This window comes from Clostridium prolinivorans, assembly GCF_004011155.1.
Lineage (GTDB): Bacteria > Bacillota > Clostridia > Clostridiales > Clostridiaceae > Clostridium_AT > Clostridium_AT prolinivorans.
The window spans coordinates 54,503-75,086 of the sequence record NZ_RJWG01000007.1 but is presented as its reverse complement, the minus strand read 5'-3'; the positions used below and the strand labels follow the sequence as shown (position 1 = coordinate 75,086).

At 27.2% G+C, this 20,584-nt stretch carries 20 protein-coding genes; 5 read left to right on the top strand and 15 right to left on the bottom strand.

Annotated features, from left to right (window positions below; translation table 11 throughout):
- Positions 1-948, bottom strand: coding sequence for a 1,4-dihydroxy-2-naphthoate polyprenyltransferase (gene menA / locus EGD97_RS07695; RefSeq protein WP_078682645.1), 948 nt, complete (start codon positions 946-948; stop codon positions 1-3).
- A gap of 282 nt (positions 949-1,230) precedes the next feature.
- On the opposite strand from menA, the gene EGD97_RS12750 reads away from it, so the two are divergent.
- A complete protein-coding gene (locus EGD97_RS12750; RefSeq protein ID WP_078682646.1) occupies positions 1,231-2,160 on the top strand; it encodes a ubiquitin-like domain-containing protein in 930 nt (309 codons plus the stop codon).
- A gap of 118 nt (positions 2,161-2,278) precedes the next feature.
- On the opposite strand, the gene EGD97_RS07685 is transcribed toward EGD97_RS12750, so the two are convergent.
- From EGD97_RS07685 to EGD97_RS07675, 3 genes are read right to left on the bottom strand one after another with little or no spacing between them, the layout of a single operon-like run.
- The gene (locus EGD97_RS07685) at positions 2,279-3,295 is read right to left on the bottom strand and encodes a bifunctional glycosyltransferase family 2/GtrA family protein (RefSeq protein WP_127836981.1); all 1,017 of its coding nucleotides are present in this window, start codon (positions 3,293-3,295) and stop codon (positions 2,279-2,281) included.
- A gap of 28 nt (positions 3,296-3,323) precedes the next feature.
- Positions 3,324-4,019 carry a DUF4956 domain-containing protein gene (locus EGD97_RS07680; protein ID WP_127836980.1) on the bottom strand — a complete coding sequence of 232 codons (696 nt, stop codon included), beginning with the start codon at positions 4,017-4,019 and terminating at the stop codon, positions 3,324-3,326.
- Positions 3,959-4,756 carry a polyphosphate polymerase domain-containing protein gene (locus tag EGD97_RS07675; RefSeq protein ID WP_127836979.1) on the bottom strand — a complete coding sequence of 266 codons (798 nt, stop codon included), beginning with the start codon at positions 4,754-4,756 and terminating at the stop codon, positions 3,959-3,961. Before EGD97_RS07675 ends, EGD97_RS07680 begins: the two co-directional genes overlap by 61 nt.
- Positions 4,757-5,016: 260 nt before the next feature.
- Between EGD97_RS07675 and EGD97_RS07670 the strand changes: the two genes are divergently transcribed.
- Positions 5,017-5,691, top strand: coding sequence for a response regulator transcription factor (locus tag EGD97_RS07670; protein WP_078682650.1), 675 nt, complete (start codon positions 5,017-5,019; stop codon positions 5,689-5,691).
- A 27-nt stretch (positions 5,692-5,718) separates the two neighbouring features.
- Positions 5,719-6,987, top strand: a complete 1,269-nt coding sequence (locus EGD97_RS07665) for a sensor histidine kinase (RefSeq protein WP_127836978.1) — start codon at positions 5,719-5,721, stop codon at positions 6,985-6,987.
- Positions 6,988-7,133: 146 nt separating this feature from the next.
- Here EGD97_RS07665 and EGD97_RS07660 read toward each other — a convergent pair whose 3' ends face one another.
- From EGD97_RS07660 to EGD97_RS07650, 3 genes are all read right to left on the bottom strand, one after another.
- Positions 7,134-9,149: a carbohydrate-binding domain-containing protein gene (locus EGD97_RS07660; RefSeq protein WP_127836977.1), complete on the bottom strand. Its 2,016-nt coding sequence runs from the start codon at positions 9,147-9,149 to the stop codon at positions 7,134-7,136.
- A 219-nt stretch (positions 9,150-9,368) separates the two neighbouring features.
- Positions 9,369-9,803, bottom strand: a complete 435-nt coding sequence (locus EGD97_RS07655) for a hypothetical protein (RefSeq protein WP_205693968.1) — start codon at positions 9,801-9,803, stop codon at positions 9,369-9,371.
- Entirely contained in the window at positions 9,784-10,698 is a 915-nt protein-coding gene (locus EGD97_RS07650; protein WP_127836975.1) for a phosphodiester glycosidase family protein, read from the bottom strand. Before EGD97_RS07650 ends, EGD97_RS07655 begins: the two co-directional genes overlap by 20 nt.
- A gap of 448 nt (positions 10,699-11,146) precedes the next feature.
- On the opposite strand from EGD97_RS07650, the gene EGD97_RS07645 reads away from it, so the two are divergent.
- Positions 11,147-11,533: a hypothetical protein gene (locus EGD97_RS07645; RefSeq protein WP_127836974.1), complete on the top strand. Its 387-nt coding sequence runs from the start codon at positions 11,147-11,149 to the stop codon at positions 11,531-11,533.
- A gap of 162 nt (positions 11,534-11,695) precedes the next feature.
- On the opposite strand, the gene EGD97_RS07640 is transcribed toward EGD97_RS07645, so the two are convergent.
- The 8 genes from EGD97_RS07640 to EGD97_RS12380 form a co-directional block, all read right to left on the bottom strand.
- Positions 11,696-12,337, bottom strand: a complete 642-nt coding sequence (locus tag EGD97_RS07640) for a hypothetical protein (RefSeq protein WP_078682656.1) — start codon at positions 12,335-12,337, stop codon at positions 11,696-11,698.
- 138 nt (positions 12,338-12,475) lie between these two features.
- On the bottom strand, positions 12,476-13,585 hold the full coding sequence (gene pheA, locus EGD97_RS07635) for a prephenate dehydratase (RefSeq protein ID WP_127836973.1): 1,110 nt from the start codon (positions 13,583-13,585) through the stop codon (positions 12,476-12,478).
- Positions 13,586-13,606: 21 nt separating this feature from the next.
- Positions 13,607-14,686 (bottom strand): chorismate synthase, encoded by a 1,080-nt coding sequence (gene aroC / locus EGD97_RS07630; RefSeq protein ID WP_127836972.1) that lies wholly within the window; start codon positions 14,684-14,686, stop codon positions 13,607-13,609.
- Between the two features lie 87 nt (positions 14,687-14,773).
- Positions 14,774-16,033: a 3-phosphoshikimate 1-carboxyvinyltransferase gene (gene aroA / locus EGD97_RS07625; protein ID WP_127836971.1), complete on the bottom strand. Its 1,260-nt coding sequence runs from the start codon at positions 16,031-16,033 to the stop codon at positions 14,774-14,776.
- Between the two features lie 14 nt (positions 16,034-16,047).
- On the bottom strand, positions 16,048-17,115 hold the full coding sequence (gene aroB / locus EGD97_RS07620) for a 3-dehydroquinate synthase (protein ID WP_127836970.1): 1,068 nt from the start codon (positions 17,113-17,115) through the stop codon (positions 16,048-16,050).
- Positions 17,116-17,119: 4 nt separating this feature from the next.
- Positions 17,120-17,983: a prephenate dehydrogenase gene (locus tag EGD97_RS07615; protein WP_323052681.1), complete on the bottom strand. Its 864-nt coding sequence runs from the start codon at positions 17,981-17,983 to the stop codon at positions 17,120-17,122.
- An 8-nt stretch (positions 17,984-17,991) separates the two neighbouring features.
- Positions 17,992-19,005, bottom strand: a complete 1,014-nt coding sequence (gene aroF / locus EGD97_RS07610; protein ID WP_127836969.1) for a 3-deoxy-7-phosphoheptulonate synthase — start codon at positions 19,003-19,005, stop codon at positions 17,992-17,994.
- Positions 19,006-19,451: 446 nt separating this feature from the next.
- Entirely contained in the window at positions 19,452-19,592 is a 141-nt protein-coding gene (locus EGD97_RS12380) for a hypothetical protein (RefSeq protein ID WP_164850177.1), read from the bottom strand.
- A 181-nt stretch (positions 19,593-19,773) separates the two neighbouring features.
- Here EGD97_RS12380 and EGD97_RS07605 point away from each other — a divergent pair, with 181 nt between their 5' ends.
- Positions 19,774-20,382, top strand: a complete 609-nt coding sequence (locus EGD97_RS07605; protein ID WP_127836968.1) for an NUDIX hydrolase — start codon at positions 19,774-19,776, stop codon at positions 20,380-20,382.
- Positions 20,383-20,584 lie beyond the last annotated feature (202 nt).

Sequence of the window (20,584 nt, the reverse complement as noted above, 5' to 3'; positions counted from 1 at the left end):
TTATTTAAAGATTAAACCCAATACTATTGTTAAAATATGTAATGTGTTCATAATAACAAAATTTTTAACTGCCAAGGCAAAAGTATCTTTTTTAGAAGGATTTGCTTTAAATATTTTTATATTTTTAAAAACTGGAATAAAAGCAAATAAAGTAATTAAAGACCAAATAGGATCAATTTCTAATAAAACTAAAATTATTATATCTATAAAACCTATATAGTAAAATATTTCAAACAATTTAAGTGCACTCTTTTTGCCTATGTAGTAAGGTAGTGTAAATCTTTTATTTAATACATCATCTTCTATATCACAAATATTATTAGCAAGCATTATGTTAGCAATTCCACCCATTTCAGGTATTGCAAGTAAAAATAAAAAAAATACTTCTTTTATATTTATATTAAGACTTAATATATTATTTATATAAGTTAATGACACTAAATTTTTATCTGCTATGTGAATAAATATTGATAAAAACATTATTATAAATCCCATAAAAAAGCCTGAAAATGCTTCTCCTAGCGGCATTCTTGATATTGGAAGCGGTCCAAATGTATAAAAAATTCCTACTGCAAAAGATATAATTCCTATTAAAAGTACAATAACATTTGTTTTTATTGTAAGTAAAATCCCAAAAATAACAGCAATGGATAAAAGTATATATATTATTGCTGATGCTGTTTTTTCTTTTATTCCATCTCTAACAATAGCATTATGGAATTCATATCCATATCCTTCTTTTTTATATGCTTTTTTAAAATCTATATAATTATTTATAGCTGTTGTAGTCATATCAAAAGTTATAAGAGATATAAACATTATAATACAATTTAAAATGTTAAAACTTTCATATCTATAAAAAGCAAATACACTTCCTAATATAAAAGGTATAACACTAGCTACTTTTGTTTGAATTTCTACGTATTTTAAAAAACTTTTTATTGACATTTTTATCCCCCTTTGTTTTAATTAATACTTATTATATATTATATAATATTTTTTGTAAAAGCAGCATATTTAAGCCTCAAATTTGACAAACTTAAAAAAAAACTATATTATTTACATATATTTACTACTGAAGGCATAACTATAATTATCTCATAATATAAGTTTGAATTTAATTTTGAACCTATAAAATGGAAGGAGGAGAACATTATTAGTTTTAATTTTAATTTTACTAAAGCTAATATAAAAAAGTTTACTGCTTCACTCTTAGTAATAGCTATACTTTTGGCAGTAATATATAGCAATTTTAAAACAGTTACAATTGTTATAGATGGTAAATCGACTCAATATAAAACTTTTAAAAATACTGTTAATAAAGTTTTACAAGAAGAAAACATAGTATTAGGCCCTAAAGATAAAGTTAAGCCAAGTTTAAATTCAAAAATATCTAAAAATAGTACAATCAATATAAAACGCGCCTTTAATGTTAATCTTTTGGCAGATGGTAAAAATTTAAATATTTTAACTGCTGAAGAAAATGTAGCTTCTATGCTTAAAGCTGAAGGAATTGCTTTAAGAGAAAAAGATAAAATAACTCCGCCAATAGATACAAAAATTGAAAAAAATATGAAAATTGAAATAATAAGAGTAGATGTAAAAACTTTATCTGAATCTAAAAATATAGATTTCAATACTGTAATCAAAACCGATAATAATTTAGTTAATACTGTAAGAAAAACTGTTCAAGAAGGTAAACCTGGAGAAAAAAAGGTGAATATTGAAGTTACATATGAAAATGGCAAAGAAGTTTCAAGAAAAATTTTAGAAGAAATTATAGTAAAAAAACCACAAGATAAAATTATAGTTGCAGGAGCTCTTCCAGCACTTACTATATCAAGAGGTGGAAATGCCATCCCTTATACAAATGTTTTCACCGCAAAAGCTACTGCTTATTCTCCTACAGGCGGTGCTATTTCTGCCTACACAGCATCTGGCAGAAAGGCTGTAAGAAATCCTAATGGATATAGTACTATTGCAGTGGATCCAAATATTATACCATATGGAACAAAACTTTATGTTGAAAATTATGGCTTTGCTATTGCTGCAGATTGTGGTTCTGCCATTAAAGGAAATAAAATAGATGTATTTTTTAATACTAAATCTGAAGCTTTAAAATGGGCTGTAAAATATGTTAAAGTTTATGTTCTTAAATAAAATTTTATAATTGTCTAAAGATAAAAATATTAAATATTATTAATCAAAAACTTGTTTTATATTATGAGAAAAAGTGCTGCTAAATCTAGTTAAATAGCTAGCTTCAGCAGCACTTTCATTATTTAACAAAAACAAATTTTCTCTGAGACCAGTAGCTAAATAGAAATATTGTTATTTCAGTAAAAATCTTAGCTAAAAATAAAGATAAGCCTATTATACTGTAATATATATTAATCACCTCGTAATTTGCAAACATTATAAATGCTGCAAGTATAAAATATCTTGGTAAAGAAGTTTTTACTGAAACTCCCTTAAACTTTGAAAATACAAAAAATTTGTTTACTGTATAATTAAATATTGCACTACATATTCTTGCTCCTGCTACTGCCAAAAATAAATTTGAAGTAAAAAGTTGTATTATACCTAAAAGAAAGAAATCAATAACTCCAGCCATAAGAGAAGATGCACTGAATTTAATAATAGGAAGGTATACTCTAAGAGAATCTTTTAAAGTATGAAAATGTGAAGATTTATTTTGTTCCAAATATACTGTATCTATATCAATTTCATGAAAGCTGTAGCCCTCTGGTACAGCCTCCAAAAGCATATTCATTTCATATTCAAATCTGTCTCCTGAAATCTCACAAAGCCAATTTAGCATACTTACAGAAAATCCTCTAAGACCAGTCTGAGTATCATAAACCTTAGCACCGCTTGCAAAGGAAAATATAATTCTAGTCAAGCTATTTCCAAAGCGGCTTTTAATTGGAACTTTACCTGCAAATTTTCTGCTCCCAAGTATTATAGAGTTATTATGATCTTTTATAGCTTCTGCAATTTTTACAATATCTTTTGGTAAATGCTGTCCATCGCAGTCAGCAGTAACAATTCCAGTACATTCATTTGTTTCTTTTATATATTTAAAACCAGTTTTTAATGCTGCTCCTTTACCTTTATTTTGCTCATGAGTTAGTACAGTACAACCAAGATTTGAAAGAGTATCAAAAATATATTTATATTTTTCTCCACTTCCATCATCTACAACTACAATATCATAATCACAAATATCTCTTAAATTATATATCAAATCAATAAATCTTTTGCTAGGTTCATAAGCTGGAATTAAAATTGTCATAAATTACACCTCCTTAGATTTCTATCTTTTAGTACTGTGCTGTATCTTCATTCATAGATAAAGTAATATTTAAATTCCCATTTCTGCATCTTAATGCATCTAAAAATTCTTTTTGGCTCTTACTACTGTCCATTGTTACAGTAAATACAAGCTGAAATAAACTTCCCAAATCTGTTGTTTTTACTTTTATAAGTTCATGCCCTGTTGTATATTCTGCAAATATATCATCAAAAGCTCCTTCATAATCCAAATCTTCTGGTATAGTAATCTTTAAAAGCTTATGTGAAAACTTTCTTGATCCAAAGTTTGTTAAGTTAAGTATATACATTAATGTACAAAGAAAAACTGTAAATAATACTGCATACCCATAAGCCCCTGCTCCACAGGCAAAGCCTGCTGCCATAGTAAATAAAACAAATGCTATATCTTTAGGATCTCCAGGAGCACTTCTAAATCTAATTATAGAAAAGGCTCCTGCTAAACTAAATGCTCTTGCAATATTACTTCCTATTAAAAGGACTATAATAGCTATAACTGTTGGTATTATCACAAGTGTTAAAGAAAAATTTTGTGAATATGCTCCTTTATTTGAAGTTTTCATGTAGGTTATGCTTATTGCAATACCTAATATAAATGATATAAGTATAGTTAAAACTGAATCCATTAAAGGAATTGATGCGCTAATTGATGAGTTAGATACTGAGCTAAATATTGATCCAAACATTTATTTGTTTCTCCTTTCAATTTTTTATTATTTATAAGCATTTTTTCATATTCCTTGCCATACTTTGAAAAATTAGTTTTATAAACCTTATATTTTGATAGAAGTTGTGCAAGCCAAATAGGGATATTTTTTTCAGCTTTAATTTCCATAAGCCATTTGCCCTTTTCTAAAAGCTGTTCTCCATAATCTCCTGCTTCAAGTTTTAAATCATATCTTCTAGTTCGTATATTTGTATCAAAAGTTATTCTTAATTCTTTATTATCCTTTCCAAACATAGCCCTTCTATCATAAGCTAGGTAAAGCTTTGGCTTTACATTATAAAGTTTTAAAATATATTCAATTTCATTTATAACCTGTTTATTCATGTAAGTTTGAATTTCTGGCTTTTTACTTGTGCTTAAAAAAGTATAAGCTTCTTTTAATTTTATAGAAGTCCTTCTTTTATTAACTACTCCATTGAATTTTTTCTTAATTTTCAAATATACTTTGTCATTTTCACTTGGAACACCATAAGCTCTAAGTCGAAGCTTTTCTTTATATGTAGGCTTCATTAAAGAGTTTCTTATTAAATAATTATCTTCACTATCATAGTAAATATTGCTTATTGTATAAAAATTGTCATCTTTGCTATAATCATCCTTATCCATATACTCTTGAAGTTTTACGCTCAATGATTTATATACATCATCATTAAGTAAAAACTTACATTCATTTCTATTAAAAACCTCTATAGCCATTTAATTTATCCCCCTCCTTGCTTTAATTTTTTTATTTAAGCTTATTTTAAAACCTTAACCTTAAATAAAGCTTAAACAATTTTACTTTTCTGTAAAATTTCCTTATGAATTTATCTTACAAAAATAAGCTTAAACAAACCTTAAATATTTTTAATTGATTAAATTTAATTTAAATATAAAACTTCATTTAAGTTTCATTAAAGGTTTCTATGCTATAATAAATTTACAAAAATCTATCTTAAACATTAGGAGAAGATACTATGAGAATTTTAATAGTAGAAGATGAGCTTCCTTTAGCTGAAGCTTTAACACAAATATTAAAAAAAAATAATTATACTGTTGATGCTGTTAATGATGGGGAAAGTGGTCTTGATAATGCTTTAAGCGATATATATGATTTAATAATTTTAGACATTATGCTTCCTAAAATGGATGGTATAAGCATTCTTAAGACTTTAAGAAAGGAAGGAATATCTACTCCTGTAATACTTTTAACTGCAAGAGGAGAAATTTCAGATAAAGTGACAGGACTTGACAGTGGAGCTGATGATTATTTAGCAAAACCATTTGCAAGCGAAGAATTACTTGCTAGAATAAGAGCTATATCTAGACGAAAAGGTGAGGTACTTCAAGATAATTCTTTAAAATTTGGAGATTTGCAGTTAAATCCTTCTACATTAAAACTAGCTAAAGATGATAAAGAGATTAAGCTAATACTTAAAGAAGCAGAACTTTTAGAACTTCTTATTACAAGAAAGAACTTAGCTACTTCAAAAGAACTTATAATTGAAAAACTATGGGGGTTTGACTCGGAAGTTGAACATAACCATGTAGAAGTTTATATCTCTTTTTTAAGAAAAAAATTAGCTTATCTAAATTCTAAAGTTACTATAAATACTGTAAGAGGTGTTGGATATATATTAGAATTAAACTGATTTTAATAAAATTAAAAGGAGCTAATTATGTTCAAAGAGCTTAGAAATAAATTTTTAATATTAAATTTAATTATTATTTCTATTATGATGATAATATCTTTTTCAAGTATATATTTAATTACATATAAAAATGTTCGTAATGATATAAATATGGAGTTAAATAGATTATCAGATATTAATGGAAAGGTAAATAATATACAAAAAGAACCTAAATTAAATTACAAAGGTCCTAATAATATGGAAGATCCTCATCCTAAACGTTCATTATCCTTTACATTGATAATTGATAATAAAAATAATATTATAAGTAGTCAATCTGTATTTGATATGGATGATAGTTTTTATGAAGAAGCAAAAGAAAAGGCTTTAGCATCAAATACTGACAAAAGCAGATTTAAGCTTGACGATACTTATTGGGAATTTATGTTTAGACCTTCTTTAGATAATTCGGGTTATAAAATAGTTTTTTTAGATGTAACTGATAGATACAATTATTTAACAAATCTTATTTATACTTTTTCAGCTGTTGCATTGCTAATGCTTATTGCAATTTTCTTTATAAGCAAATTCTTTGCAAATAAAGCTATAAAACCTATTAAAGAAACCTTTGATAAACAAAAACAATTTATTGCAGATGCTTCTCATGAGTTAAAGACACCCCTCACTGTTATAAATACTAATGCAGAATTACTTTTAGCAAACAGTGAAGACACTATAAAAAATCAGTCTAAATGGGTTTACTATATAAAATCTGAGGTTGAGAGGATGATTAAATTAACTAATGATTTACTCTATCTTGCTCAAACAGATCACTCAGATATAAAGCTAATTTCCACTGATTTTAACTTAAGCGAAACTATAGAAAATGTTATTTTAACAATGGAAGCTATTATTTTTGAAAACAATATGTTCTTAGATTATAATATTGAACCTAACATCATATGTTATGGAAATAGTGAACAGATTAAGCAAGTTGTAATGATTTTATTAGATAATGCTTTAAAATATACAAATCCTAATGGTAAAATTTCACTTTCACTAAAAAAGTATAATAATAAAGCTATACTTACTATATCTAATACTGGAAAAGGAATTCCTGAAGAATATCTAAATAATATATTCGACCGATTTTACCGTCTGGATAAATCTCGTTCTAAAAAAAGTGGAGGTTATGGATTAGGACTTTCCATAGCAAAGTCTATAGTTGAACAGCACAAAGGTAAAATATCTGTTAAAAGCATTATAAATGATATAACTACATTTACAGTTGAGCTTCCCCGTATAAAAAGCAAGTAAAAAAAAATCTATCTTCCTATGTTAGCAAGATAGATAAAAAACAATCCAGTAGTAAGCATATCAAAATGCTTTCTACTGGATTGTTTTTAATTTCTTTACTATAAAGATTTCTATTTTATAATATCTTTTTTATATTTTTAACACCTTTATTTGTTATTTATGTCCCCAGAAGTTGATTGATTTTCAGTTTCAGGTAAATTTTGATCTTGTGTTCTTGGTGGACGTTGTCCTTTTTCCCCTCCATAACCACCACCTGGCATAGAGCTTCTTGGAGTTGTTATCCCTGATTCATTAAGCCAAGTTACTGAATCTGAAATTGTAAAACTTACTATTTTAGTACCATTTTCATATTTGCCATCTTTATAAAATCCGTCTGTTAATGTACCTGTTGAACTTCCTCCAGAATAAAGTGTATAGCTCTCTCCTTTTTTAAGTTCAGGTGAACTAATAAGTACAGATTGATACTCTTTTAAAGGTGCAAAGGTTGCTATAGAATTTCCTTTACTATCTTGTAAGTTTACAATAGTTCCTGCCTTCTGAGTCTGTGGATAAGTCATTGCTATTGAATACTGAGTTGATGTATCTGAAGGTGCTTGCATCATCCCTAAGCTTCCAGCAGCTATCAAAAATCCTCCTGTCATTTCAAATGTACCATTGTAATCTAAAGCTCCATTCATATTAGCCGTTGGACCATATACAACCACTGTCCCTTTAGTTATTTTTATTGATCCATTTGAATCTAAACCATCACCAACAGCATTAACAACAACATATCCACCATTTATATTAAGCATATTGTTTCCTGACGATTCTAAATTATTTGGTGCTGAATTCCCAATTGTTGAAGATCCATCAACACCTCCAGCAACATTTATACCGTCATCATCTGAAGTAACATGTATTTCACCATCTGAAATTGTTATTAAAGAACTTTCTATACCTTCATAACTCTTTTTAATATTTATTTTTCCACCCTTTATCCCTAAAATTGTATCTGCATGCAATCCATCATCACCAGAAGTTATTGTAAAGTTACCTCCTTCTATAATTGCATTATTATTACTATGAAGAGCATCATCAGAAGAATCTATATTAAATGTACCTCCTGAAATTCCTATATCTGCAACAGCTTTTATTGCCTTTGCACTTTCAGTTTCTAACTCAGCTTCAGTTGTTGTATTAAAATTTTTATTATCCTTTCCGCCTGGTCCATCCATACTATCTTCAACTTTTTTAGTACCATTTACACTGCCTCCACCTGAAGTAATACTAAAATTACCATCTGAAATAAGTACTGCTGTTTCTGCTTGTATTCCATCATTTTTAGCTTTTAAATTAAACGTTCCATTTTCGATAGCTACAATTCCTTTAGTGTTTTCTGTATCATTAGTAGACTTTACTGCATCTCCACCAGCTTCAATAGTTATATTACCTTCTTTTACTCCTATTATATCGCGACCAACTAAGCCATCATCAACTGATGTAATTTGAATATTCCCTCCTGTAATTTTTAAATCATCTTTACTTGTAATTCCATCTTTATAGTTTCCTTTAACAATTAACTTGCCTGTCCCATTTATAACAAGATTATCTTTACTAAATATTGCTGCACTAGGTTCATCTGTAGAGGAATCTTCTAAAACATATTTTGTTCCATCATATATTGAATTTGTTGTTCCTTCCTCTAAGGAAATAACTGTCTTTTCTGATTTTTTTACATAAATAGCTGCATTATCAGAATTATTTATTTCTACCCCATTTAAGACAAGTCTAACAGCCCCTTTATCCTGAACATCTACAATAATTTGACCATTATCTAATTTCCCGCTTATTACATAAATCCCTGCTTTATTTATAGTAACTTTACCCTTATTAATTTCTGCTCCTGAGCCTTTTAAATCGGCAGTTGATCCATTTAACTCAATATAATTTGGGTTCTCATTTTTCCATTCAACATATGTGTCTTCTTTATCATAAGTAATCAATCCGCTTATAACACTTTTTACAGTTTTATTCCCGATAATACTTGCTTTAACTTGTGAAGCTGCAGATCCTTTTGTATCAGAATTACTTTCTGTTTTACTCTTTGATGAGCAGCCATATAACAATGTAGTACATGTAAGAACTGTAGCTATAATAAGATTTATAGATTTTTTATTCATATTTTTAGTCTCCTTTTCATGTTTGTTTCTATTTAATTATAAATATTTAAAGTTTAATAGAGCCATCTAACAAAATAACTAATACTCTCTACTAATAATATAGAACATATTATTACTCGTATTATAATTTTAATAGGCTATATTTAGATTTTGGATATCTATAATATGTTTTTTACATATTAATTGTATATACTAAGGCTTAAACAAACCTTAAATAAATTAAAACTGTTTAGCTTTATCTTTGTTAATGAGCATTATAAATATTAAAATCAACCCTATAACAACAAATAAAATTCCAATCACATAGTAAAATATTAAATGCTTTGAATCAGCACCTGCAATATCTATAATGCCCTTTAAAAAACTTCCAAAAGTTAATATTGCAATTCCAGAATTATAAATATTAAAAAACATTCTATAACCATTAAATCTAACTATACAATTTGCAAACACTAAAATCAAAGAATAAAAGAGAGAACCTCCAATCAATGGATATAAAAACATCCAAGTCATAGCTTCTGAAGATACTCCGTGAGCAAAAATAGCGTAAATTTTATTTATAACTATGGCAATTATTGATAATATTAAATAGATTAATACTGTTTTTCTAATATGTTTGCTTTGTTTTTTCATATTAATATCCAAAATAGACAATATCGCTAACCTGCCTTTCTCCATTTTTTCTACCATCTGTAGGATTATTTATGATTTTACCATTAAAATACATTGTAGAGGATCCTCCTCCATCTAAGTTATATGCTGTAGTGCAGCCTCTATCCTTAAATTCCTGAGCAAGCTTTAATAAAGAAAGTCCTTCATTATCGCTAGTACGCCCATCAGAAACAATTACAATATAATGTAACTTTGAAATCTGACCAATGGCAGTCCTTGGATTACTATTCATAGATTTTCCTACTTCACTTGAGGTATCTACAGTAATTTCTCCATCTTTAACTAGTCCAGGCCCAAATGACAATACCTGCCATGTACCTTTATCACTTAAAGATTGCATACTTACTTCACTTTCCGAAACTATAGATAAATTTCCTTCTTTATCTATAACAAGTGCTTCATTGTTTCCTCCAGTGCTTCTGTATACAATTCCGTTACGCAATACATAACCTGTATTCCTAAATCCATAATAATCTCCATTTATAGCAAAAATAGCATTTTTTTCTTTTGCCATAGTTGAAGTTTCAGACTTAATATTGCGTCCATAAGTGTTATTTGCAAAAGCTGTTTTTAAATAAGAAGCATCAGAAAGCTGAATATCTGCAACATACATATTTGTGTCATATTTACGAACTTTTTCAATGGTAATTTTAATATTTTCATCCTGATATGAATTATCTGTAATTAAAGCCTTTGATTTATCCTCTGATTGTTTAATTTGTATTATTTTTTGGTCTGCTGATGAAAGCGATGTTGAAACCTTAGATACTGATTTTTCTAACACAAAAGTATCTAACAAAGTAAAAGTAAATGCTGCTAACAATAAAATAGAAAAAATAGCTGCCCATCTATAAGGTTTTGCTAAAAAGTTTTTCATTTATTACTGCATCCTTTCTTTAAAAATTTATATGTTGTTAAAGAACAATCTTATAAATTTATGGTATACTTAAAACCTTAAATAAAGCTTAAAAAATTTTAATTTATTAGAAATTTAAAAAAATCTAGCAAAAACAAATTTTATTTTAAAAAATTATCCACATTTTCTTTGGAATTATCCACAAAATGTGGATAATTTTTCCAAAACAATTTAAAATTAGTATAAAATAAAATTATAAATATCATTATTAAAAATAAATAAACTATTTGTGATAAATATTGAGTGAAGTTTAAAAGCTTTTTACTACAGTTTTTTATTAATCAATTTATAAAAAGTTCATATAATATTTATTGTAGATATTTACTATATGTGTTAACTTAAAATTATAAATTTTAATATTACATTAAAAGATTAATTAGTTTTTTACATTAATAGGAGGAATTTTAAAATGAAAAATATATTAGATAAACTTTCTTATTATTTTAAAGATTCATATGGATTGGATAAACTTACAAAATATCTTTTTATTTTAGGGCTGCTGCTTTCTTTTTCAAAATATACTTCAATAGCAGGAGTTGTTTTAATATTTTATGGATTTTTTAGAACATTTTCAAAAAACAAATATAAAAGACATCAAGAACTTTCAGTATTTGAAAATTACCTATTAATATTAAAGCAACGATATTATAGGTTTAAGTCTTATATTAAAGATTCTCGTAAATACAAAATATTTAAATGTCCTAACTGCTCTCAAAAACTTAGAGTTCCTAGAAAAAAAGGTAAAATTATAATTACTTGTAAAAAATGTGGCACCGAGTTTAAGGGGAAATCATAAAAACATAATTTACATATTAATTTAATCAAAAATGACTAAGCAAAATTAGTGCTTAGTCTTAAAATATAAATATTTAATATTGAAATAAAATATAGTTTAAAAATAAGTAGCGTAGTTAGATTTGATTTTACACAAAGCTAATTACGCTCCCTAAATATTTATTTAAAAATTATATTTAATTAACATATTTTTAGCAGCATTTCTTAAATCTTCTATAGTTCCATCATTTATTATAACTTCATCACATAAATTATTTATTATATAAGGGATATCTGATTCTGTATTATGTTCACTATTACTGTTTTTTACTGTAATTTCTCCATCTCTATCTATAAGTCTTTGCTTTTTAACTTCTTCATTTACTTTAATACCTACAATCAAATATCCTTTTTCTTTCCAATAATTAAAATCCGTAATAGTACGTCCTCCAACAATTATTGAAAGTTCCTCATTTCTTATAATAGCTAACTGATTAAGAAGTTCTTTTTTATATTCTTCATCGTTTAGCTTAGTATTATCCCACCCATATTTCTCCTGCCATCTTTCATATATAAGGGCTAATATATAGTCGCACATTATGTTAATATCAAGCTCTCTTATTTTATCTGCAATAGCTTGACCTATGTATCTTTCTTTTCCTGCCCATTTAGGGTTTACCTTAGATACTTTCATCATTTCTCTGCATAATACACTCATTTTGTAAATTTTTGCATTTTTTCTTAAAGTACATATCTGCCTTGCAAGTTCATCTTTTCCCGAACCCATTCCTCCAAAAATTACTATACCATTAAATGTTTTACTCATAGTAACTGCCCCCTTAATCAATTATTTTTTAAATTTTGCCATAGTATATCTTCTCTTTTAGAAATAAATTATATTAAATCTTCAAAAATTTTTACATTGATTAATGTTGCAAAAATGAATATATTAATATTTTAATTTTTAAAAATTATCATCATGTTTTTTATAATTCCCTAAAATTTTAAAATATCTGCTATTGTTTTTTACAGCTTCAATAGCTAATTGTACAGTTTCATCCTTAAGGTTTCCTTCAAAATCTACATAAAAAAGATATTCCCATGGTTTATTAGGTAATGGTCTTGATTCAATTTTAAGTAAATTTAAGTAATTTTCAGAGAAACATTTTAAAACATTATAAAGACATCCTACTTTATGAGAAGTGGAAAATACAACACTTACTTTATTATTATGAATATCTTCTTTTAATTCTCTAGATATTATTACAAATCTAGTGCTATTAGTACTATTAAAATTTATATTACTTTTGAGTACATCTAATCCATAAAGTTCTGCTGCTTTTTTACTTCCTATTGCTGCTAATTTTTTATTATTTTGATTTTTTACATATTCAGCACTTTTAGCAGTGTTTTTATATGGGATAAGTTTCCAGCTAGGGTAATTTTTTAGAAACTCAGTAGATTGACTAAAAGCTTGGGGATGGGAATATACTTCCTCAATATCTTCTATAGAAGCTCCTTTTATTCCTAATAAATTTTGATCTACTTTTAAACAAATTTCTCCTGTAATATAACAATCATATTTGTTTAATAAATCATATACTTCAGCTATAGCTCCTGTTGAAGAATTTTCTATAGGAAGAACTCCATAATCAATTTTATTATTTTTAAGCTCTATAAATATATCCTCAAATTGTTCTACGGGTTTTGTTGAAACATCATATCCAAAATACTCTAAAAGAGCCTGCTCGCTAAAAGATCCCGAAACACCTTGAAATCCAACTATTATATTATTTTTTTCATAAGATAATATAATTTCGTTTTGCATCTCTCTACTTATTTTCATAATGGAATTTAAAAATTTTTCAACTGAATCTGAAAATCTTTTATCATTTAAATGTTTAATACCATTTTTAATAACTTCTTCTTCTCTGGATTTATGAAATACTTCTAAATTATTTTTCTTCTTATATTCAGCAACTTCTAATACATATTTCATACGCTGTTCAAATAATTTTACAAGTTCACTATCTATCTTATCAATTTCTTCTCTAATTTTTAATAAATCATCCATTTCCCATCACCACCTAAAATTTTATTGACAATATAATAAATCTAAAACAGCCATGGCTGTTACTGCTTCTACAACAGGTACCGCTCTTTGTACAATGCAAGGATCATGTCGTCCTTTAACCTCTAATTCTGTATTTTCCATCTTAGATATATCTATTGTTTTTTGTTTTTTTGATATAGAAGAAGTAGGTTTAAAGGCAGCTCTAAAAATTAAAGGCATTCCATTAGTAATTCCACCTAATATACCACCATTATTATTTGTACGTGTTTTTACTTTCCCTTCTTCTATATAAAGTTCATCATTTGCTTTAGACCCTTTTAACTTTGAAATATTAAAACCTTCACCAAATTCTACTCCTTTAACTGCAGGAATAGAAAATAAAAGATGAGCTAAAGTGCTTTCTACAGAATCAAAGAAAGGCGAACCTAGCCCTGCAGGTAAGTTTATTGCTGCAGCCTCTATAACTCCTCCTACTGAATCTAAATCTTTTTTTGCTTCTATTATTAAATTTTTCATATCTTCACCTTTTTGTATATTAAGAACAGGGAAATCATTATTTCTAAGTTCTTTTAAAACTTCAGGTGATATATTTACCTTATCAAAAGGGTCATCATATATGTTACCTATTTGATATAAATGACTTCCAATAATTATATTATCTTTTTCTAAAATTTGTTTTGCAACGGCTCCAGCAAACACTAAAGCTGCAGTTAATCTTCCAGAAAAATGTCCTCCTCCTCTATAGTCGTTAAAACCTTTATATTTAACATAGCCAGTATAATCTGCATGCCCTGGACGGAAAACATTTTTCAATTTATCATAATCTTTAGAGTGTTGATCATTATTCCATATCACAGCACAAAGAGGAGTACCTGTAGTAAATTCATTAAAATATCCGCTTATTATTTCAAAACTATCTTTTTCATTTCTTTGAGTTGAAAAAGTGTTCCTTCCAGGAGCTCTCCTTTTCATTTCAAACTCAATTTGTGATAAATCAAGCTTAAATCCTGAAGGAAGTCCATCGATTGTAATTCCTATTCCTTTTCCGTGGGATTCACCAAAAATTGAAAATTTAACTTTCCGTCCCCATACTCCACTCATCTACTATTCCTCCTTAAATTTATTTGTTAAATCTATAGAAAACTTAACCTGTTATTTTTCCCTTTCTAATCTGCTTATAAAGTATTTTTAGGATATTTTCCCACCTAACATTGAGAAATCTTTAAAAAATTCAGGATAAGATTTTTTTACAGAGTCACTGTTTGTAATAATTACAGGTTCATCACATTTTATAGAAGCAATAGAAAGAGCCATTGCTATACGATGATCATTCCAGCTGTCTACTGTTCCTCCTTTAAGTCTCTTTTTACCATGAATTAACAATCCTTCTCTCTCTTCCTTTATATCTGCACCTAATTTATTTAATTCAGTACTAATTGCTTTTAATCGGTCAGACTCTTTTATTCTAAGTCTTCCTGCATTTATAATTTTAGTAGTACCTTCGCTCAATGCTCCTAATACTGCTAATATAGGTACAATATCAGGGCATTGTGATGCATCAATTACAGTTCCTTTTGTATGTGAAGCTTTTGCAATAATTTTATCTTCTTCTAAAGATATATTGCCTCCCATTTCTTTTATAATATCTATTATAACTTTATCTCCTTGAAGTGAATTAATATCTAAATCAATACATTCTATTTCTTCTCCAAATACTCCTGCCACAAGATAGAATGCTGCTTGAGAAAAATCCCCTTCAACTTTATAATTATTGGCTTTATATACTTGATTACCTGGAATATAAAACTCTTTATAAGAATGATTTTCAACATTTATAGAAAACTTTTTTAAAATATCTAATGTTAAATCTACATATCCTTTAGATTCTAACTCTGTTGTAATAAAAATTTTAGAATCTCCCTCTAATAAAGGAAGAGAAAATAAAAGTCCAGTAATAAATTGGGAACTTATATTCCCTTCTATTTCATATTCTCCAAAATTAAGTTTACCTTGTAATGTTAAAGGTAACCCATTTTCATTGCTATAACTAATATTTTGTTTTTTAAATATTTTATAGAAAGGATTGAGAGGACGGTTTTTTAACCTCCCCCGTCCATTAAAAGTAACTTCATCCCCAGTTAAAAGAGCAATAGGTATAAGAAATCTCAAAGTTGATCCTGATTCAATGCAGTCAATTTCTCTATTTATTAGTCGTAAAGGATTAGCTCCATTTATTATTAAATTGTTACATTTATTTTCTATTTTAACTCCTAGTGCCTTCATTCCGTTGCAAGTTGCAGTAATATCATCAGAAAATATTACATTTTCTATATTACTTATACCTTGAGCAAGACCAGCAGCTATAATAGCTCTATGACAAAGACTTTTTGATGGTGGAATTTTAATAGAACCTTTAAGCTTTGATGGTATAATACGAACACAATTCAAAACTAAACTCCCCTTTAAAATTTAATATATTTTTCTATATCTTCAGGTTTTATTTTTTTTATAAAACTTTGTCCTATTTTTTTTAGAAGAATAATATTTATATTTTTGCCTGTATTTTTTTTATCTAAACTTATGGCATTTATTATATCCTTCTTATCCATAGGTGGAAGTTTATATGGAAGGTTATACTTAGCTATAATTTTTTTTAATAAATCTGAAGTACCTTTTTCTGTAATTCCAAGTTCTTCGCTGCTTTGAGTAATTGCAATCATACCCATAGCTACTGCTTCTCCATGAGTAAATTTTTCATATTTAAAATATTTTTCAATCCCATGACCTATAGTATGCCCAAAATTAAGTAGCATTCTTTCACCTGTATCTTTTTCATCTTTTTCAACAACATCTTTTTTTATGCTGCAGCAAGTATATATAACTTCATCTATATTTTCGAGCAATTCTTCTTTTGATTTATATTTTAATAAATTATAAAAAAGTTCTTCATCTTTTATAGCTCCATATTTTATAGCCTCTGCCATACCATCATACAAAACTCTATCTTCTAAAGTCTTTAATAAATCTGAATCTATATAAACAGCTATAGGCTGATAAAAACTTCCTATAAGATTTTTCCCATGTTTTGTATTGACAGCAACTTTTCCTCCTATACTGCTATCAATTTGAGCAAGTAAAGAAGTTGGAATTTGTATAAATGGAATACCTCTAAATAATATAGATGCAGCAAATCCTCCTAAGTCTCCAACTACACCGCCCCCAAAAGTAATGATTAAATCCCCTCTAGTTAATCCAAATTCTAAAAGCTCATCACAAACTCTTTCAAGTACTTCAAAACATTTGCTTTTTTCGCCAGGTTCTATTATAATTTTCTGGGTTATAAAATTTTCTCTTATTAAACTATTTTCAATTTTTTCGCCATATAACTTTTCAATATTTGAATCAGTTATTATGGCAATTTTTTTATTATTATATATTTTTTTTATTTCCTTACCAATATTATTAATAATTCCTTTATCTATATATATAGAATAAGTCTTATTAGGAAGATTTACTGTAACTGTGCGCATTATACTAACCAAGCTCCTTTCTTTTTAAGCTAGCTTTTTCAAATTCAGATTTAATAAAATCACAATTATTTTCCATTATGGCATTTTTTATCATTTTAATGTTGTTTTCAAAAATATCTAATGTATTTAGTATATTCTTTTTATTTGAAATTAATAATTCTACCCATAGAGAAGAATTTATTTCAGCTACTCTTGTGCCATCTTTAAAACTTCCTCCAACAAATAAAGAAGTTTCTAAATTTAATATATCACTACTATTTATTAAACTTACTGCTATAACATGAGGAAGATGACTTGTAAGGGCAATAATCTCATCATGCTGCTTTGGATTAACTCTAACAGTATTTTTGCATCCAATTTTTCTTGCAATATTTTCTAAAAGTTGAATATTCTTTTCTTTGTTTCTTTCTACTGGAGTAAATATATAACTTGCTCCAGTAAATATATCTTTTGAAGCATATTTTAATCCTTGTTTTTCTTTTCCTGCCATAGGATGCCCACCAATAAACTCTAAATCATCAGGAAGGAAAGAATTAATTTCATTAACTATTTCTTCTTTAATACCACCTATATCAGTAATAATAGCCCCAGATTTAAAACTGTTAATATAATCTTTTACAAATCTTAAAGCTGACTTAGGGTACAATGCAATAATAACTATATCTGAATCTTTTAAGGGTACCTCTGGTTTTGTATATCCTTTATTTATTATTCCCATTTCTTCAGCAGTTTTTAAAGTATCTTCATTTATATCAACTGCCCATAAATTTTTGGGATTTAACTCTTTTAAAGCCATTGCATAAGAACCACCCATAAGTCCCAGTCCAACTATAGTGATATTAAAGTCTAAATCCTCCAATATTACCACCCCATTGATTATAAAGTTCTGCCATTTATCTTGGCTATTTCTTTTAAAGATTTCATAAGCGTATCAAATCTTTCAGGTTTAATAGATTGCTCACCATCACATTTTGCATTTGCAGGATCATTATGAACTTCTATTATTAAACCATCTGCTCCAACTGCTATAGCTGCTTTTGCAAGAGGCTCTACCATCCACCATAATCCTGTAGCATGACTTGGGTCTACAATAACTGGCAAATGAGTTAGTTTTTTAAGTGCAGGTATAGCACTTAAATCTAAAGTATTTCTTGTGTAAGTTTCAAATGTTCTAATACCTCTTTCACAAAATATAACATTTTGATTTCCTTCAGCCATTATATATTCAGCAGACATAATAAATTCTTCAATAGTAGCGGAAAAACCTCTTTTTAAAAGAATAGGTTTATCTGTTTTGCCAACTTCTTTTAACAAATCATAGTTTTGCATATTTCTTGCACCTATTTGAAGTATATCTGCAGATTCCATAACTTTTTCAATTTGATTTACAGCCATAACTTCTGTTACAATAGGCAATCCAGTTTCTTGTTTAGCTAATTTTAAAAGTTCAAGACCGTCTTCCTTTAATCCTTGGAAACTATATGGTGATGTTCTTGGTTTGAAAGCACCGCCTCTTAAAAATGTTGCTCCAGATTCCTTTACCTGCTTTGCAATGCTTATAATTTGTTCTTCACTTTCAACAGAACAAGGACCTGCCATTACCGCTATTTTATCACCACCTATGCTATTTTCCCCTACTTTAATTACACTATCTTGAGGATGAAATTTTCTATTAGCTAATTTAAAAGGTTCTTGAACACGCAAAACTTTATCTACATTTTCATCTGTTAAAAATTGATTTGGATCAATTTTCCTTGTATCACCTATTAATCCTAATACACAACAATTTTCACCTTCAGACATGTTAACCTTAACCCCCAAACTTTCTACTTTTAATTTTAATTTTTCAATTGCCTCTTTTTCTGTATTTGGTTTCATAATAATAATCATAACTTTTCCTCCTTCAATTATTTATAATAAAATATAATAAAAAAAGAAGACTCCAATGAGTCTTCCTTACTTATAGGCTTATATACATTAAAGGCAAATTATATAAATCTATTATATGCAAACAGCATACTTTCCTAAACTCATTAGAAAAGGAAACTTCTTTATTTTTTTGTAAGACAAATAACCAGCGCTAAAGTAAAAGCCCCAGTAAAGATAAAAGCTAAAGTAAAATTGTCTTACAAAATTTTTTCTAATTGAGTTTTCCATATCGTTTGCCTCCAATTAGTTGTATTTATTTTCAGAATTATTTATATATATTATGCAATTTTTTTTTATTATTTGCAAGTACTTTTTTAAAAAAATTCATAAAATATTTTTAATAACTGTAAATTTATTTATAGAATTGTATTTTTTTGAACCTTAATTTTTCTTAAAACTCAATATTTTTAAAACTCATTGGGTTTTACATTATCATTTTTCCTGCTTATTTCTACCTTATCATTATAATGTGCTATTTCTCCATTATCATTCATTTTAATTCCCATTGCAGTTTTTTGTTTATTTGTAAATTTAGGTTTATTTTTCATGTCACATTCTCCTTTCTAAAAATAGAATTTCCAGTAAAAATATAAATATTCTTTAATATTTATATTTTATAAAAAACTTGTTTAAATTCTTTTACTTTTATATAATTAATTTGTTTAAATTTAACTTCAAAGAATATATTTACCTGAAAAATTTACTAAAAAATTTAGGAGATGATATTATATGGATAATAACAGAATAAAAAATTTAACTGTACTTGCACAAACAAAATATTTAAGCCTTTATGATGCTGAATATATAAATAAAAAAGGTATTAAAAAGCATTGGACTATTGCATCTAGAAAAGATTTTAATACTTTAAAAGAAAAATTCTTTAAAGGCAGGGAACAAAATATTGATGCTGTTATAATTGCTGCACTTCATAAAGAGAGCAAAAGCCTTGTTTTAATAAAGCAATTTAGAGTACCTTTAAATGATTATGTGTATGAAATACCTGCAGGACTTTTAGATGGAAATGAAACTATTGAACAGGCCGTTAAAAGAGAATTAAAAGAAGAAACCGGCTTAAATCTTATTAAAATAAATAATGAAAAAAGCAAAAATAGAGTTTATGTCTCCGTTGGTATGACAGATGAATCTGTGGCTATGGTTTACTGTACTTGCGAAGGAGAGATTTCAAATAAATATTTAGAGGATGATGAAGATATAGAAACTATTTTAGTATCTCAAGAAAAAGCTAAAGAGCTTTTAAAGCAAAATATAAATATGGACATAAAAGCATGGATGACACTTCAAGTATTTGCATCTTTAGGTGAAGATTTATTTTACTAGAATTATACCCTTAATCTTTCAATTTTGATATTTATATATAATTCACAAACAATATTCAATATTGACACAAAATTTTCATATTTTTAGATTAATATGTAATTACAGAGGAAGTTAAATCCCCTAATTTAAATCCCCTTAAATATAAATAAAAAATCGCAGTTGGTTTTCCCCCTTTCCAACTGCAATTTTTTTAGTTTTACAA

What these genes read in the sequence shown, in the direction of transcription:
- aroB (WP_127836970.1), bottom strand. Translation starts at nt 17,115, where the DNA reads ATGCGCACAGTTACAGTAAATCTTCCTAATAAGACTTATTCTATATAT.
- aroC (WP_127836972.1), bottom strand. Translation starts at nt 14,686, where the DNA reads ATGAGTGGAGTATGGGGACGGAAAGTTAAATTTTCAATTTTTGGTGAA.
- EGD97_RS07675 (WP_127836979.1), bottom strand. Translation starts at nt 4,756, where the DNA reads ATGGCTATAGAGGTTTTTAATAGAAATGAATGTAAGTTTTTACTTAAT.
- EGD97_RS07665 (WP_127836978.1), top strand. Translation starts at nt 5,719, where the DNA reads ATGTTCAAAGAGCTTAGAAATAAATTTTTAATATTAAATTTAATTATT.
- menA (WP_078682645.1), bottom strand. Translation starts at nt 948, where the DNA reads ATGTCAATAAAAAGTTTTTTAAAATACGTAGAAATTCAAACAAAAGTA.
- EGD97_RS07670 (WP_078682650.1), top strand. Translation starts at nt 5,017, where the DNA reads ATGAGAATTTTAATAGTAGAAGATGAGCTTCCTTTAGCTGAAGCTTTA.
- EGD97_RS07645 (WP_127836974.1), top strand. Translation starts at nt 11,147, where the DNA reads ATGAAAAATATATTAGATAAACTTTCTTATTATTTTAAAGATTCATAT.
- EGD97_RS12380 (WP_164850177.1), bottom strand. Translation starts at nt 19,592, where the DNA reads ATGAAAAATAAACCTAAATTTACAAATAAACAAAAAACTGCAATGGGA.
- aroF (WP_127836969.1), bottom strand. Translation starts at nt 19,005, where the DNA reads ATGATTATTATTATGAAACCAAATACAGAAAAAGAGGCAATTGAAAAA.
- EGD97_RS07640 (WP_078682656.1), bottom strand. Translation starts at nt 12,337, where the DNA reads ATGAGTAAAACATTTAATGGTATAGTAATTTTTGGAGGAATGGGTTCG.
- EGD97_RS07605 (WP_127836968.1), top strand. Translation starts at nt 19,774, where the DNA reads ATGGATAATAACAGAATAAAAAATTTAACTGTACTTGCACAAACAAAA.
- EGD97_RS07680 (WP_127836980.1), bottom strand. Translation starts at nt 4,019, where the DNA reads ATGTTTGGATCAATATTTAGCTCAGTATCTAACTCATCAATTAGCGCA.
- pheA (WP_127836973.1), bottom strand. Translation starts at nt 13,585, where the DNA reads ATGGATGATTTATTAAAAATTAGAGAAGAAATTGATAAGATAGATAGT.
- EGD97_RS07660 (WP_127836977.1), bottom strand. Translation starts at nt 9,149, where the DNA reads ATGAATAAAAAATCTATAAATCTTATTATAGCTACAGTTCTTACATGT.
- EGD97_RS07650 (WP_127836975.1), bottom strand. Translation starts at nt 10,698, where the DNA reads ATGAAAAACTTTTTAGCAAAACCTTATAGATGGGCAGCTATTTTTTCT.
- EGD97_RS07685 (WP_127836981.1), bottom strand. Translation starts at nt 3,295, where the DNA reads ATGACAATTTTAATTCCAGCTTATGAACCTAGCAAAAGATTTATTGAT.